Consider the following 15,611-nt stretch of genomic DNA (forward strand, 5'->3'; position numbering starts at 1 on the left):
ATATTTTATAATAATTACCCTCGTCTGCACTATTTCCCCACGTTATCAGGCTAATGATGTTCATTTTTGAATTAAGCTTTATAAAAAAAACAGTACGAACAGAAGGGGCCATATTATCATAATTCTTTACCCTATCAACAATGACTTCACCACTCGTATCCTCACGAACAAGATTTAAAGAGTTATCTCTAACATATTTAATAGCTACATCGCTAATTCCTTTTAAGATAAAAGGACCCTGTTGTATGGACTCAAAATCTACAATATAGTCTTTTTTAGTTATCGGATCACTTTTTAAACCACCACCTGAACGATCACAGATAGCACGATTTAAGTTAATAGGGTCAACCCATTCTTGACTCATGCGACTATAGGATTTTGCGAAAATTATATCTAGTTTGCTATCTAGAGCATATATATTATCAAATAACAATGGTCCATCAATAGATGATGAATCCATGCTTAATCTAACTCCAGAAACATCTCCCCATTGACAAGAAAAAGTATAGTACTGTTTTATCGTAACATTATTGGAGTTGCCTTCGAGTCCAACATCAATATTTTTAACTATATTACCGTTTTTTACTTGCAATAAAAAATATTTAACATCTTCAACTTGGTCAGAGGGTAACAATTTGAAATCTGTTGCAAATGATAGCTTTGTAAAAAATAATAATACCAACATATTAGAATATTTCATCAAAAATCCCCTCTTGAAAAAATCTTATTAAATTATTATATCTATCTTCATAGTGATTATCATAACGATTGACTATTCGCGTTATTGAATCTGATACCTCTCGACTAATCCCTTTATCAGCCCTATCAAATAAATTATTCTGATCCCAAAAGTACAAAGCAGATCTTGCCGCATAAACTGTTTCAACTAAAAGATCCGGCTTGGATTCAAAATCAACACGTTCTCCCCAAACTCTTTCATGATAATTTGTAAAAGACCTATAGTTATTCTTAAATGTTAACTGTTTCATTCCTCTTCCACGATATCGCCATCCATCTCCACTTGCAATATCATCGTTCCCTTCTCGACCACCATATACTCTGTTCGCAATACTTTGTTTATTTGCTGCTTGTTTTCCCGGGATATATCCATCCGTTTGAGCATCTTGAGGATGATTACGATAATATGCGAACTTATCTATAAGTACTTGTGGCCTGTAGTTAAAACCTTCATTCAAATTGAAGGTGGGTCCTACTTCTTGATATATTTGAGCAAAAAAATGATACAATCTATTTTTAGTATTAATGTTACAAAGTTCAAATTTATTCGAAAATTCTTCAGCAACAACATCAAGAACAGAGTCAGAAACATTTCTTGAATCGGGCCAAATTTTTCTGAGCATCTCTCGTGTAATTTTAGATTTCCTTTTCTTTATAGAATTCAAAAACGCAATCGGATGCATATGCCACGGCTCCGGTCCCAGCGCCACTCCTTTTTCGGATACTGCTTTCATCCACGTCATCTTATCCAGAAACGCTTCCAGATACGTTTTCCATAACGGCGCCTCCCTGGTTAATGGATCCAGATAGTTTTTCCACAGCGGATCATCCTTACCGTAGTACCATTCACTGGCGTGTTTCGCAATAATACGGTACAGGCAGTCACGGTACGACACATTATGAATTGCCTGAAGATATTCCTGCTCTGAGTAATGTCCGTCCTCGTTACTGTCAGTCATCTCCAGCAGCCGCTGGTAGTTATATTTGTTCAGCGCGTGAGTGATGCGTTTTTCCTCCTTCGCTGCTTTATATAACTGCGCCAGAATCCCCTTCACCACGTTATCCGGTCGCTTTACCCCATCAATCAGGTCAAAGCTCGCTGGTGCTTTATTCAACGTCACAAACCCCAGCTCGTCTAACGCGTACTGCGATACCTTTTTTACACTGGCTGCGGGTAACCAGCCACCTTCCGGGCGTATCTGATAATACACCGCATCCTGATTACTGGTCAGCGTATTCCCCCCGGCATCAACGCCAGGGACTTTTGCCAGCGTCAGAATTCCTGAGGCTCTTGTTTTCCGATTTCCCGCAACCATACCCTGTTCCCCCTTATCAAATAACGGTGCATCGGTTTGCCAGGTCAGATAAACCGGTGCATCTTCTCCTGCTTTTCCGGGGTTGGTGATGAACTTTTCCATATCATCCATACTCAGGCACTCTATATGTACCTGGTAGCGCGAGCGTTTACCGTTTTCTTCCGGTAGCTGATAAAAGCCCATATGGCCGAGATTATCTCCAGCACTGACAGTTACAGGGACTGGTGGGACATACACATCATTAAAAACGGGTTCACTGCCGGACGCTGCCGGTGCAACCGGCGTCAGGCTGTCACCATCTGACACCACCCATACCCGGTCACCTTTTTTCAACGTATCCTTATCACGCCCCAGCGTGACCAGACTGAACGTTCTTGCGGCATCGCCAGGGCTCCTGCCCGGGCGGATAACCTGCTGCGCCGTATTACCCGGTTCGTAAGAGAGCGGAAAACCTGCTGTCAGCCTGCCCGCCTTTTTATTGTGCAACACATCTTCCCGGCTCAGATAGTAACCCCAGTCTGTACGCGAGGTACACACCACACCTTCCGGCTGAGTGGTGTAAGCAGGAGTACATTTTGCCCACCAGGACGGAACCGGCGCTGATTTAATCGCTCTCAGAGAGCCCCTGTCTGATACCGTCCAGACTTTCGTTCCCGCTGCAAGCGTCTCTCCCGCTGCATTTTTCGTCCCTCTGGTAATGGTCACTTCGGTAAACTGACGCCTGTCTCTGCTGCGAGTGACAATAGCGTCACTCAGTGTGACAAGCGTGTCTTTATTCAGTTTTCCGGCTTCACGGCCTGCCTGCATATCTTCCGCACTGGTGTAATAGCGCTGGATCCCTGCCACTTTTCTGTCCGCCTGGCGCCCCTGTTGTCCATAAGCAGCCCAGGGGGCCAGATTCATGTACAGCGTAAAAAACGTCAGTCCACTTTCTGCGTTATCAGCCGGCTGAATATAATGTTTCACCAGCACAAAGGATGTCGAAGCGAACAATTTTTCACCGCGCCATTCAATCGCGGCACTCTCGTAATCCCTGCATACCCGCCAGGCAACGATTTCACCATCGGCCATACAACGAATAAATTGCTCCCCTTTATAAAGTTCGCGGCAGTACTCTTTTTCGGGCTCACTGTCTGTACTGAGAGCACACCAGGGGATCGTTGCATCAGTAATATGAATACCGCCATGCCACATTCCCTGGCTTCCCACCAGATACAGCCCTGAGCTTTCCCCTCCGAGCATCGATAACAACGCTTCCGCGGAGGAAAAGGCATGGCCATTTTTGTTTGACGGTACGGGGTAACTGATTTTCGGTAACTTTGCTGTCATAAATCCCCTTTCATGCTATTCACTGGTCCATTTGGCGGAATTTTGGGTCGTGACCGTAACGTCTGTCCTTTTAAAGTCCGGTGTCTCCTGCGGCAGTGTGCTCCCATTTCCGGGCACCAGATAGCTCGCGACCTTCATCACCATCATCCCTTCTGAACCGTGCTCTATCCCGTTCTTACTCAGTCTCAGGTAAGACCCGCCACCGTTCAGCGTCAGGGTTTCCGGCGTGCTGATAATAATTTCATCTTCACTACTGGTCACCGTCAGCTGTTTTTCCGAAAACAACGCCATCGTGTTGTGCTGAGCCTGAATCTCAATATCGCCCTGGTTGGCTACCAGTTTCGCCCCGTCTTTATGCACAAACAGACCAAGGGCTTTTTCCACCGTTACCGACAGATTTTTCATCGCACCGATATCAAGATGCTGACCTGCATTGATCATGGTGTTACGGGTACTGCAGAGCTGAAGGTGTTCACCTGAGGTCAGGGCCACCCCCTGCGGCGCGCTACCCAGCAGGACCGCAGACTGGAGCTCCCTGATTTTGTCAGTCACAAAACTAATCTGGGCATTGATATCACAGAGCAGGGCGCCGGCGGCTTCGGCAGCGCTGTTCAGGGCCTGCATCTGGCTGTTAGCCTGGTTAATCTGACTTATCGCTGCCGCCATTTCCAGCACCGGCCCCTGGGCTCTGGCCTGGGCATCTGCCGTCAGGAACAGCCCTTTTGCGGCACGTACAGCACCATGCTCATCCGTTCGCAGTTCAAAACCAGCACCTCGCTTTTCACGCCGGCTGTTGACCAGGTGTCCCATGTTCAGCTGCGTTTTGCCATATTCCGTTGCGAGCTTGATATGCTCTTCCTGGCGTTTATCCTCCATCCGCAGCTTATTGTTTGCCGGCGTGCGCCACACGTTCCGCGTATGATTGTCACTGGTGACAAGGTCCGGATGCTCTGAATCATGCAGGGCATAAGCGATGTAGGGACGATCCGGATCTCCGCCGTCAAATACAATGGCCACTTCAGTTCCGTCGATAAGCGGTGAATGGAAACCGTACGTATCACCGGCATAAGGTTTAGCCAGCCGCAGCCACAGATAAGCGTAACCCCGTTCTGTACTGTTGCGGTCGAAGTCCAGCTTCACCCGGTAACGCCCCTGATCGTCCAGATGGGCGTAGATATCGTTCTTCTCGTGACTCTCAATCCGCGCCGGAAGCGAACCGGATATCACCGGGCGACTGAGCAGTGCCGGACGCCAGCAGACGGTTTCGCTGTAGGGGAGCCCCTCAAACGTCAGCGTAAAGCAACTTTTGCGTGAACCACGGGAACGCACCGTGGTGATAACGATGCCTTCCCTGACGACATCGGGTAACGTGCCGTCCGTTTCAAGTACCTGACCCGGCGTCAGATAAGGGCTGGAGGAATGCCCGCTGACACAATACTGCGCGTTCAGAATGCGTTCGTGACGCAGACGGGCAAAGTATGCCCCGGTCTCCGGGCTTTCAGCGTCACCTGCCGTCAGGAAGGGTTCAGCATAATGGTACGTTTCTCCGGTGGTGATCCCTTCCTTACTGAAAATACTTTCGGCACTGTCCTGAGGTTTCAGCGCTTCACGGTAGTTGTAGTCCCGGGTGACCACACTTCCGCTCACCACGTTACAGGTGGTCTGAATATCCCAGATGCTCTCCTGTCCGCTGTCACTCATCCCGGCCTGATTGCGCAATGGCAGCGTGATGCCAAATTCATACTGCTGCTGGCTGTCCTGGAAAATCACTATGTCCTGCTCAAGACGGCTGTCCATTTCATAACGCCAGTAAATCCCCACCTCCGCCAGCAGGCGCCGGATAAACTCAAGGTCAGTCTCCCGCCACTGGGTGATGAGCTCCCGGGGTGGATACTCCCGGGAGAGCCGGAATTCAAAATCCTGCCCTTCCAGACCATGTTTACGCAATACCTGTTCAACCACTTCAGTGACTGACTGATTGAGGTAGATTTCGCTCCCTTTCGTATAGTTCAGAAGGGCGATACGGGGAACAATCGTCAGTGCGTAACGGGTCTCATCATTCGAGGCAGAGACGCGGCGAAACGACTCAACCACGCCGAATACCGTCCTGAGCGGCAGGGCCGGTGTTCCGTCAGACTCCGGGGTCTGGAAAGTAAATGACGCCGGCTTCAGCAGTAACGCGTCACAGGCAATATCCGCAGAGGAGCAGGTGACAACCACGTCATAGCGCCAGGGCTGGCTGAGGGACTCAACCGCGCTGTAACGCAACACATCCAGAAAATGACTGCATTCATGCACATGAACCCGGTACCGTGATTGCCCTGAAAGCTGCTGTACAACGCTGTCAGCCTTGCTGGTCAGGAAACTGCACATGACGCCTCTCCCTCTGCCTGTGCATCAAATACCATCACAATACCGTCCTCGTCACTCCATGCCAGAGTCAGCGCCTGTGGTTTCTGCTTCGCGGCCATATGGCTCAGCAACTGCCGGCTCAGTACCGGCAGCAGTTGCTGGTTCAGCAGACTCTCCACATTCCGGGCACCCGTATCCGGCAGCAGGCAGGCGGATGTCAGGGCATCGTACACACGTTCATCAACCGATGTGCTCAGTCCATAATGGCAGTGCAGGCGTTCACAGACCTGTGCAAGCTTCATCTGCACAATGGTGCGCATGGCAGACTGTGTCAGCGGACGGTAAATCACGGTCTGGAAACGAGCGAGCAGTGCAGGCTGGAAGTGGTCGCGCAGTATCGGGCGCAGCAGTTCGTGCAGGCTGGCCTCAGTGGCTTCCGGTTGTTCGTCCAGCAACTGCATCAGGTGGTCACTACCGAGATTGGAGGTCATCAGAATGACCGTATTACGGAAGTCAATTTCACGCCCCTCGCCGTCGCGCATAATGCCCCGGTCAAATACCTGATAAAACAGATTCAGCACATCCCGGTGGGCCTTTTCCACTTCATCCAGCAGCACCACGCTGTAAGGGCGTTTGCGTACAGCTTCCGTCAGAATACCGCCCTGACCGTATCCCACGTACCCGGGCGGTGAACCCTTAAGCTGGGAAACCGTATGGGGCTCCTGATATTCCGACAGATTGATGGTAATCAGTGATTTTTCGCCGCCGTACATCACGTCTGCCAGCGCCAGTGCCGTTTCGGTTTTTCCCACACCACTGGGACCAACCAGCAGGAACACCCCCTGGGGACCGTTACCGGATGTCAGACCCGTTTTCGCCGCACGCAGACGCTGCGCAATGGATTCCAGTGCCACGTCCTGTCCGACCACCCGTCTGCCGATATCCTTTTCCAGATGCAGCAGTTCCGTCTGTTCGTCCTTCATCAGGGAAGATAACGGCACCCCGGTCCAGTCCGCGACCACACCGGCAACAGTACGTACGTCAACATCCACACTGAGCAGGGGCTGATTCTGCTGAATGTCGTGCAGTGCCTGCTGCAGGTGATGTGTCTCACTCTGACGGGAAATATCGCTGCGGCTTTCAAGTAACTCACCGGTGAGTTCGCGCTCCCTGGCGTACTGCTGCTCCAGGTCATCTCGTGCGGTCATCAGCTCGTTCTCTTCCTGCTCAATGGCAGACAGACGTTCGCCGTGATTCTGATGACCAACCGCAATATCTTCCAGCAGTGCCTGTTTTTCCATACCGAGGGAAGCGAGCTGTGAACGGATACGGGTCAGCTGTTCCGGCACCGTGTCGAGGCTCATACGCACACGGGCGGCAGCAGTATCGAGCAGGTCAACGGCCTTGTCCGGTAACTGACGTTCTGTCAGATAACGGCGCGACAGCGTGACGGCAGCGCGAACTGCCTCATCGGTGATATGCACGTTATGATGTTCCGCATAACGGGATTTCAGGGAACGCAGCATCAGACAGGCCGTCTCATCATCCGGCTCGTCCACTCTGACCATCTGAAAACGCCGCTCCAGGGCCGCGTCACGTTCAAAGTATTGTTTGTACTCAGACCAGGTGGTGGCGGCAATGGTGCGCAGTTCACCCCGCGCCAGCGCAGGCTTCAGCAGGTTGGCCGCATCCGCGCCACCGGCCTGATTACCGGCCCCGATAAGGGTATGGGCTTCATCAATAAACAGCAGTACAGGAGCCGGTGACTGCTGCACGGCATCAATCACGTTTTTCAGGCGCTGTTCAAATTCACCTTTCACGCCGGCACCGGCCTGCAGCAGGCCGAGGTCAAGGGTGCGCAGGGTGACGGGTCTGAGAGATTCCGGTACGTTACCTTCCGCAATACGCAGGGCGAGCCCTTCCACCAGAGCCGTTTTCCCCACACCGGGGTCCCCCACCAGAATCGGGTTATTCTTGCGGCGGCGGGAGAGAATATCCACCATCTGACGGATTTCCGTATCGCGTCCCGATACCGGGTCAATTTTCCCCTCTCTCGCGCTGGCCGTGATGTCCCGGGTGAATTTATCCAGCGCACTCTGTAACACAGGCGGCAGGTCACCTGACGGTATACCCGCCGTATCCGCACCGACGGGACGCCCGATAAAGGTCACATTGTCTCCCTGAGGCAGCACAGGCTCTGCATCCTGTAATCTCTCCGGACACTCATCAGACTGCGCATCCAGCAGCGGGGACAGACGCTGCAACCGGCTCTGACTCAGTGTCAGCAGGGGCCACAGCCCGTCACAGCGAACCAGGTGCGGATTTTCCGTCAGGGCACCCAGCAGATGCACGCTGCGGATATGTTCTTCCCCCTGTAATGAGGCCACCATCCAGGCCTGTTTCAGCAGGGCATTCAGAGACTGCGCAAGCTGCGGGCGGCTGCGTACGCTACGGGGCTGGTTATCCAGCCAGCCGAGCAGCGACTGCCATATCGCGTCCATATCCCAGTCATAACGCCGGCCCAGCACGGTAAGGTCTCCTTCCCCCTGCTCCAGCAGTTTCAGTAACCAGTGCTCCGGGGTGATTTCTGCATGGGCCCGGGTCTGGCAAAGGGAGGCTGCGCCTTCCAGTGCACGGGCACAGTAATGATTAAGACGACGTAACAGGGCTGCCGAATTTTCCATGTTATTCACTCACTGTCAGGAGACCGTCAGGCACGCTACCGCCCTTCGCCGTAACCCAGGCGCATCAGGTCTGTGTTCAGGATTGAGAATTCTTTCTTCAGCACCCGCCAACAGATGCTGAAGAAAAAATAAAAATGACGGACAGGATACCCTGTCCGTCCGGCAGAATTACGCGGTGGTACGCTCACTCCATGCGTCGGAATGAATGATGTTGCCGTCCTTGTAAGTCCAGGTGATTTTCTCGTAGCGCAGTTCCACCTGTTCAAGGTGGTTATGCTTCTCATAAACGGGATTCTTGATGTCGTGCATGACCGGGTTAACCTTCACCACCTTCACGTTCTCAAGCTTCGTATTGAAATACTCCACTTCCTGACCGGCATCATTGATTTTGTACCACTTAAACTCAGCAGACTTCAGGGTCTGCCCGGTGGTCACGGCCTTGTAAAGGTACGGGCTGGAAGAATCAATTTCCTTGGTAAACAGGAACGGCGTGTGAATACGGGTACCGGTCAGCTTACCGGTATTGTTATCCGTCGGGATGTAGAGGCAGTGCTCCTGAGCTACCACCTCAATGCTGCCCTCACGGTCCTGAACATCCACGGACCCTTTGATATCTGCACCGCCATCATCTTTTAGCCACAGATAAACTGGAATTGCCATAAAAATTACTCCGTTATGTTTTCTGATGCGCCCTCTTCCGGCGCAGGGGAAGCGTCCGGCAGACGACAGGCATCGGCCTGCGGTACCAGACTGATTTCAACACGGCGGTTACGCGCACGGCCTTCCGCCGTGTCATTCGGGGCCACAGGGCGGCTTTCACCGTATCCCTGCACGGCAAAACAGCTTTGAGGGATATCGCCGGTATCCCGCATCCAGTCGCGAACCGCCTCTGCACGCTTCAGGGACAGGACCTGGTTGCGCTGCGGGTCACCGGTATTGTCCGTGTGGCCACTGACCACAATCAGCCAGCCTGCTTTTGCCTTAATATCCACCAGGGCATTCACCAGCCATTTTGTGGCGCCCGGCTTCAGCGTCCATTTACCGGCATCAAACAGCGCCAGACTGTCGAGACGGATGATTTGCGGAGGTGCTTCCGGCTCCGGCGCTGGTAAAGGCGGAACCCAGGTATCGATAGCCTGCTGCAGGGCCAGCCACAGGCGTTGCCCCGGGTAATAACCCAGGCTGTAACGTAAAGGCACTCCCTGACGCTGCCACTGCTCAAGCAGAAGCGCGTCCTGTTTCAGTGCAGCCAGCGATTCCGCCTTAGGACGGTAGTGATCCATCGGGACAGCATTCCAGCGCTGTAAATCGGTGCTTACCTGACGGATCAGATCACGATTGTTAAGCGCAGAAATCCCCAGCGCGGTCAGAACACACAGCCATATCAGCAAAATCAGACGACGGGTACGCTGGCCTCCCTGTACCGTCGACGCAAAAGGTGCCAGCAGCGACAGAACCGCATCCGGGAACATCCCTGCCGGCACTGTCTGCCCCGGTTTTCGGGAAAACTGCAAACAGGTACGGGAACAGAGCCAGTCTGACCAGACTGACGGTGTCCCCGGAAGGGCGGCACCAAGGCGCATTGCAACGGAAAATGTTCGTACAGGTGGTGTCAGCCGGTCAGCTTTTTCCAGCTCATCAGCCAGCGTATTACGGATAAAGGAAAATGCCTCGCTGACGGCCGGCAGCGCCAGAATATTGGCTTCCACCTGCAGCCAGTCAGTGAACGCCTGAGGTGCATGATAAACCGGGCATACAACCGGTTTATCACCCCGGACGATTATCCACGGTGTTTCAGGCCCGGAAAATTCGGCACTCAACACCACCGGCAGTGCGAACCCCGTCAGGGATTTAATCTGATTACACTGCTGGCGGAGAGTTTTCAGTGTGAAACGAAGAACCGCTTCATCATGATGCCAGTCTGGCAGGCAGCGGTACATCACAGAGAGCTGACCGACCTGGCGCGGGAACTGCGTCTGTATGCTGCGGACAACGTCAGTTAAGCGGCTGACATCACCGACCCGCAGCCAGCATCCCCGGGCTGTTTTACGCAGAGGACCGTCCTGAAACAACGCTTCCGGCATGTCACCACACACCAGTACAACAGGGGCCCGGGTGTCGGATAATGCCGGTTCAGCATCTGTCAGGGTAACGTCAGATGTGAGCTTTTGCTTTTCACTCCGGCAGTTTTTAAAAACAGTCCAGCCTGCCAGAAGAAGGATCAGCAGAGTAGTCAGGCCGTTAAAAACATTGCCTGCCGGAATGAAATACCACAACAACCACAGCAATGTGGCAACAGCCACCAGGACGTGCAGGGCTACCGGAATGATGACAGAGCCACGCATCAGCCATGCAACTCCGGTATTTGTGATGACAAAAGAGACTGGAGCCAGAGGTGCCCCCCCCACCAGATAACGCCGGTAAGAATGACGGCGAGCACTATCCAGAACCAGACTGAGCGCATCAGACGCCAGCGATGTTTCTCCATCCGGTGAACAACCAGGGACAGACCGGCATCAGGCGGTGAAACGCGTTCAGAAAGGGCTTTTATGACCTCATCACGCTGCGACTGGCTGACTGCTTTCAGGCAGTACACCCCCTGAAAACCCAGCGCTGTCACCCGGTGATAGCAGGTTAAAACGGCCGGGTCCGGTGAAGGCTGACGCAGAACCTCTGCAATGCGATCCCACAGAGCCTCACCAGCCCGAAGTGAGCCAAAAAAGCGTGCCTGAAGCGGCACTTTACGCCAGGCCACCTGGCCTTCATCAACGTCCGGCTCCTCTCCTTCCTTGCTCTTTTCAGGCTTACGGCTCATCACCGTTTCGTCCAGAAGGGCACATTGTGCATAGGTAATATGCTCCACACTGGCATCGTCATAACCGGCACGCTCCAGTGCTTCCCGCACACTTTCGACCTGTTTAACGCATTTGTTGTAAAGCGCAGTGCCATCGGGCGTGAGTGCACCTTTTTTCAGCATGGTGACGGTAAGCCATGTCTCCATCATCAGCTGGTCGATATCAATATCCTGTCTCATGAGCGCAATACCGCAAACAGTTCAAGTTCCAGGGCACCAAGTAACTCAGGCACATAGAACATACACACTCCCTGCTCCAGCATTTCATGTGCAGCGGGACTTTCCATATCAAGTGCAAAGTACTGGTTTTCCATGCGTACAGGCAACGCAGCCGGAACCCTGCTCACCGGGATCAAAGGGATCCCCCGGAGTGCCGCACCATAGATCTCACTGACATTATCTGGTGACCCCGCCAGACAGAGTGCCGGAAATTTCTCAGCAACCTGCCAGGCCGGGATATCCGAGCGCACCGACAGCCAGAGGTCAGCCTCTTCGCGCAGGCGGATATCGTGAAGGCTGGCCTTCCAGGTCTGTCCATCCGGCCGGGACATTTCCAGAGCAATGACCCGGGATGGCAGACTGGCCTCCAGCAGACCCGTTATCAGGTCGAACAATGGAAAAAACGCACTGGCAGGATCCTTGTGGTCATAACCCGGTATGGCGTCAGGATCATGCTCCAGGGAAAAAGTCAGCATACTGCCTGCCAGACGAGCGAGCTCCGCCCACACCTGTTCAGGTGGGCGGGAAGGAAAACGTTCGTATTCCGTCAGTACACTGGCGTGGGAATTCAGCGCATTCAGCAACCAGAAAAGGGAAACATCAGCAACAGCAAAATCGGCGAGTCTTTCGTTACTTTCACGACGCATCGCCATCAGACGCTGGCGTCGGGAGCGTAACTGACGATTGAGCAACACCAGACGTTCACACAGGACCGTGCTTGCCCCAAATGACGCCAGCGGAGGAATAAAAGAAGGATCCTGTCGCCACGCATTCTGACCATCTCTGATCAATCTTGCTACCGGGCAGACTTTCCATGAATCATTGTTTTCATGGGCAAACCGGATGGTAAAATTAAACCGGGCAACGGCCATAGACTCTTCTTCAGAGCCAAAAGCATCCTGCAACGTTACCCACTCTTCCCGATAGCGAACGGGTCTGTCTGCACTGACACCTTCCTGCTCAACGTTAATCACGCCGGGCTGCATGTGGGGAAGTGCAATAACGACAGTTACCGCATCGCGGTCAGCCAGCTGGCCGGCATCTAACTCTCGCGGCGCCGGGGGCAGATCGCTCCTTTGAGCATCAATAAGTGTTCCGTCTTCCAGCCAGAGGCGTAACTGCGTAATCTGGATCAGCCCGGACGACAGAAGACCATCATTAAACTCAACCTTTTCCACTCCCCAGGGAAACGGGGATGCCAGCGCAGAGATACCGGCACTGCGAAAAGACTCCCATTCAGCCTGCTGCTGAAACTGCTGAGGGGAGAGCAAAACACCTTCACTCCACAGCGGACGGTAAATCTTCATTTCCCGACGCCTGCCTTACGCTTTTGCCTTCGGCATCTGCGAAACCAGTGACAGACTGACGTCCATACCTTCCACCTGGAAATGTGGTACAGCGTAGAGTTTCACGCGGAAGAACCCCGGGTTGTCTTCGATGTCTTCCACCACCACTTTTCCGTCACGCAGCGGATGTGAGGCCTGCAGTTCATCACCCGGATCGGTCATCTCCGTCACCAGTCCCCGGATCCAGTTATTCAGCTCCAGTTCAAGCAGACGGCGATCTTTGGTAGTACCGATATTTTCCCGCTGAATGATCTTCAGGTAATGCGCAATTCGGGACAGCAGGAAGATATAGGGAAGACGGGCATTAATACGGCTGTTCGCCGTTGCATCCGGCGTATCGTACAGTGCCGGTTTCTGGGTAGAGTTAGCGGAGAAGAAGCAGGCATAATCCCGGTTCTTGTAGTAAGAGAGCGGAATAAAGCCCAGATTGGCGAATTCAAACTCCCGCGTTTCCGGGATCATCACCTCTGACGGAATTTTAACCTGATTACCGGTTCCCAGATCATACAGATGGATCGGCAAATCCTGCACCGCCCCACCAGCCTGAGGCCCGCGGATCTGAACACACCAGCCGTTGGTGACAAAACTGCGCACCATGTTGGCTGCAAAGGCAAAAGACGCGTTCGTCCAGAGATATTTATGGTGGTCCGGTCCTTTCACCTCTTCAACATAGTTAAAACTGCGGACAGGTACGGTATCCGGGCCATACGGCAGGCGTCCCAGTACGCGGGGCATCACCAGGCCAATATAACGGGCATCGTCCGTCTCACGGAAAGCATTCCACTTGATGTACTCGGCACGCTCAAAGTGGTTGCCAATATCCTTGATGGCAGCAACTTCTTCCATGGTTTCTTTCTGGAAGAATGCCGGGCCAACTGAACCAATAAACGGCATATGCGCAGATGCCGCCACCCGGGAAATATTTTTCAGCAGTGCCACGTCCTGTGCAGATGCATCAAACTCCCAGGCTGAAACCAGGGCAGCAATGGGCTCACCACCCGGCGTGTCATACTCAGCCACATAGGTCTGCAGATAAAGGCCGCTCTGAATAATTTCCGGTGCATCCTCAAAATCCTGACGCAGATCGTCTTTGGACAGATCCAGCAGCTCAATTTTCACATTACGGCGGAAGTCCGTTTTATCCACCAGGGACTTCACGCCCCGCCACAGCGACTCCACTTTCTGAAATTCCGGATGATGAAGCACAGCATCCAGTTGACGGCTGATCTGATAATCAAGCTCTGCAATATGATGGTCAATCAGCGCTTTATCGAGTTTTTCCACCTGCGTGCCGGCTTTTGCCAGACACTCCATAAACACCTGCATCCCTGCCGTCAGGCGTTCATCTGCAGACGCTTCTGACATGGCCTGTGGATCCTGCCAGATATCCAGTGCACTCAGAGCAGATACCGGGTTCAGGTTAATTTTTTCAAACAGGGAAGCATATACGCTGTCACCGGCATGCGCTTCAGATACCACACTCTCTGCAACGTTCTTTTCTTTCTGTACAGACATCAGCATTTTCTCTCGTAATCCGTTAAATCACGCCTTTTCCGGCACCAGTGCACACAGTTCATCACGCAGCGTCTGGCTCAGTGCCGGGTCACGCAGAATTTTTTCCAGCTCTTTACGGAAAGTCACGTTATCCAGCAGATTGGCTTTCAGGTCACGCAGAAGGCTGCGCATGGCCAGCATGGCTTTAAGACGGGGAATCTGTCGGGCGACCTGCTCTGGCGTGAAATCGTTCATATTGCGGAAAGTCAGGCTGATGCTCTCTTCAGAGCCATCACCGGCAAGCGTGTTCTCCACATTCAGATGTACAGACGGGGAGATATCTGCCAGAACATCATTAAAATTGTTTTTATTAATATCCGTTTTTACACGCTCTGACAGTGGACGCTCTTCCTGTCCGTTACTGAAATCACCGGCAACCAGCAGTTTGAGCGGAAGCTCCACTTTCTTCTGCCCACCACCTGTATGTAGGTCTAATTTCAGATTTACCCTTGCTTTCGGGATTTCATTCTGAAACGAACGGCTCATGACTCTCTCCTGTGAAACCTGCATCTCAGGGGTTCCATCACCGCAGATGCCTCCCCTTGTGCACTGATTTAATTTTGATCATTATAGGACGAAGATCTGCAAAATCTCAATATGACAGATACATCGATCGATATAACGCAAATATGCAGATCTTTATTCTGTTTAATATCGCAAAACCAGCACATTGCAAAACTTATAACCATGATTAATGAAAAACCGCAGGAAATTATTCCGATGAATGCTTTTAATACAGCCAGTTATGCCGGAAAAGTTCAGTTTTTGATTCCGGTCATGGAAAATCACGATGAGTAACGATTCAGCATCATTGAAGTGATTTCTGGAAAACGAGAAGGATATGAAGGAAGAGCACAACAAAATGCAATGAAAGAAGGAGTGAGGGAATTTTTAGTAAAAACAGAAGATTAACAAAACACATCAGGAGGCAGAGACTCCTGATTCAGCAATATCACATGAAATTTTAGTTAACTGTTACCGTTCTGAAATCTATGTCAGAAGATATTCCATTACCGAAAATCAATCAGCGATACAGAGATGATCATGGTGCGCTTGTCACCGTGACCAGTGTTGAGGAAACCCGGGTGGTGTTTATGCGGGACGGCTATCCGCATCCCTGCATGCGACCGATGTACAACTTCCTGGGAAAATTCAAACCCGAACCCCGGGAAGAAAAAATCCCTGCCGGCAATCACACTGCCTGATGGCAGCATAATCC

General features: G+C 52.2%; 11 protein-coding genes. 1 reads left to right on the plus strand and 10 read right to left on the minus strand.

All coding sequences use genetic code 11. The features are described from left to right. From A9587_RS20155 to tssB, 10 genes are all read right to left on the minus strand, one after another. Positions 1 to 700, minus strand: a 700-nt coding sequence (locus A9587_RS20155) for a hypothetical protein (RefSeq protein WP_157943636.1), incomplete at its 3' end; no start/stop codon positions are given. Then, on the minus strand, positions 687 to 3,383 hold the full coding sequence (locus A9587_RS20160; protein WP_236942007.1) for a glycoside hydrolase family 19 protein: 2,697 nt from the start codon (positions 3,381 to 3,383) through the stop codon (positions 687 to 689). The genes A9587_RS20155 and A9587_RS20160, both read right to left, overlap by 14 nt. A 15-nt stretch (positions 3,384 to 3,398) precedes the next feature. After that, a complete protein-coding gene (locus tag A9587_RS20165) occupies positions 3,399 to 5,756 on the minus strand; it encodes a type VI secretion system Vgr family protein (protein WP_105263788.1) in 2,358 nt (785 codons plus the stop codon). Continuing rightward, positions 5,741 to 8,419: a type VI secretion system ATPase TssH gene (gene tssH, locus A9587_RS20170; protein WP_105263789.1), complete on the minus strand. Its 2,679-nt coding sequence runs from the start codon at positions 8,417 to 8,419 to the stop codon at positions 5,741 to 5,743. Before tssH ends, A9587_RS20165 begins: the two co-directional genes overlap by 16 nt. Positions 8,420 to 8,587: 168 nt before the next feature. Then, positions 8,588 to 9,079 (minus strand): type VI secretion system effector Hcp, encoded by a 492-nt coding sequence (hcp, locus tag A9587_RS20175; protein WP_001007315.1) that lies wholly within the window; start codon positions 9,077 to 9,079, stop codon positions 8,588 to 8,590. Between the two features lie 5 nt (positions 9,080 to 9,084). Then, the gene (locus tag A9587_RS20180; protein ID WP_105263790.1) at positions 9,085 to 10,764 is read right to left on the minus strand and encodes an OmpA family protein; all 1,680 of its coding nucleotides are present in this window, start codon (positions 10,762 to 10,764) and stop codon (positions 9,085 to 9,087) included. Further along, on the minus strand, positions 10,764 to 11,453 hold the full coding sequence (gene tssL / locus A9587_RS20185; protein ID WP_001536469.1) for a type VI secretion system protein TssL, short form: 690 nt from the start codon (positions 11,451 to 11,453) through the stop codon (positions 10,764 to 10,766). The genes A9587_RS20180 and tssL overlap by 1 nt, the downstream gene beginning before the upstream one ends. After that, positions 11,450 to 12,799, minus strand: a complete 1,350-nt coding sequence (tssK, locus tag A9587_RS20190) for a type VI secretion system baseplate subunit TssK (protein ID WP_105263791.1) — start codon at positions 12,797 to 12,799, stop codon at positions 11,450 to 11,452. The genes tssL and tssK overlap by 4 nt, the downstream gene beginning before the upstream one ends. A gap of 15 nt (positions 12,800 to 12,814) precedes the next feature. After that, a complete protein-coding gene (tssC, locus tag A9587_RS20195; protein WP_000930190.1) occupies positions 12,815 to 14,359 on the minus strand; it encodes a type VI secretion system contractile sheath large subunit in 1,545 nt (514 codons plus the stop codon). Positions 14,360 to 14,380: 21 nt separating this feature from the next. Beyond that, a complete protein-coding gene (gene tssB / locus A9587_RS20200) occupies positions 14,381 to 14,878 on the minus strand; it encodes a type VI secretion system contractile sheath small subunit (protein ID WP_105263792.1) in 498 nt (165 codons plus the stop codon). A 506-nt stretch (positions 14,879 to 15,384) separates the two neighbouring features. Between tssB and A9587_RS20210 the strand changes: the two genes are divergently transcribed. Next, a complete protein-coding gene (locus A9587_RS20210) occupies positions 15,385 to 15,597 on the plus strand; it encodes a DUF4222 domain-containing protein (RefSeq protein WP_024191634.1) in 213 nt (70 codons plus the stop codon). Positions 15,598 to 15,611 lie beyond the last annotated feature (14 nt).

It is taken from the genome of Escherichia sp. MOD1-EC6162 (assembly GCF_002965125.1).
GTDB lineage: Bacteria > Pseudomonadota > Gammaproteobacteria > Enterobacterales > Enterobacteriaceae > Escherichia > Escherichia marmotae.

Bases quoted from the DNA above. Each gene is read 5' to 3' on its own strand.
- A9587_RS20160 (WP_236942007.1), bottom strand. From the start codon at position 3,383: ATGACAGCAAAGTTACCGAAAATCAGTTACCCCGTACCGTCAAACAAA.
- A9587_RS20165 (WP_105263788.1), bottom strand. From the start codon at position 5,756: ATGTGCAGTTTCCTGACCAGCAAGGCTGACAGCGTTGTACAGCAGCTT.
- tssH (WP_105263789.1), bottom strand. From the start codon at position 8,419: ATGGAAAATTCGGCAGCCCTGTTACGTCGTCTTAATCATTACTGTGCC.
- hcp (WP_001007315.1), bottom strand. From the start codon at position 9,079: ATGGCAATTCCAGTTTATCTGTGGCTAAAAGATGATGGCGGTGCAGAT.
- A9587_RS20180 (WP_105263790.1), bottom strand. From the start codon at position 10,764: ATGCGTGGCTCTGTCATCATTCCGGTAGCCCTGCACGTCCTGGTGGCT.
- tssL (WP_001536469.1), bottom strand. From the start codon at position 11,453: ATGAGACAGGATATTGATATCGACCAGCTGATGATGGAGACATGGCTT.
- tssK (WP_105263791.1), bottom strand. From the start codon at position 12,799: ATGAAGATTTACCGTCCGCTGTGGAGTGAAGGTGTTTTGCTCTCCCCT.
- tssC (WP_000930190.1), bottom strand. From the start codon at position 14,359: ATGCTGATGTCTGTACAGAAAGAAAAGAACGTTGCAGAGAGTGTGGTA.
- tssB (WP_105263792.1), bottom strand. From the start codon at position 14,878: ATGAGCCGTTCGTTTCAGAATGAAATCCCGAAAGCAAGGGTAAATCTG.
- A9587_RS20210 (WP_024191634.1), top strand. From the start codon at position 15,385: ATGTCAGAAGATATTCCATTACCGAAAATCAATCAGCGATACAGAGAT.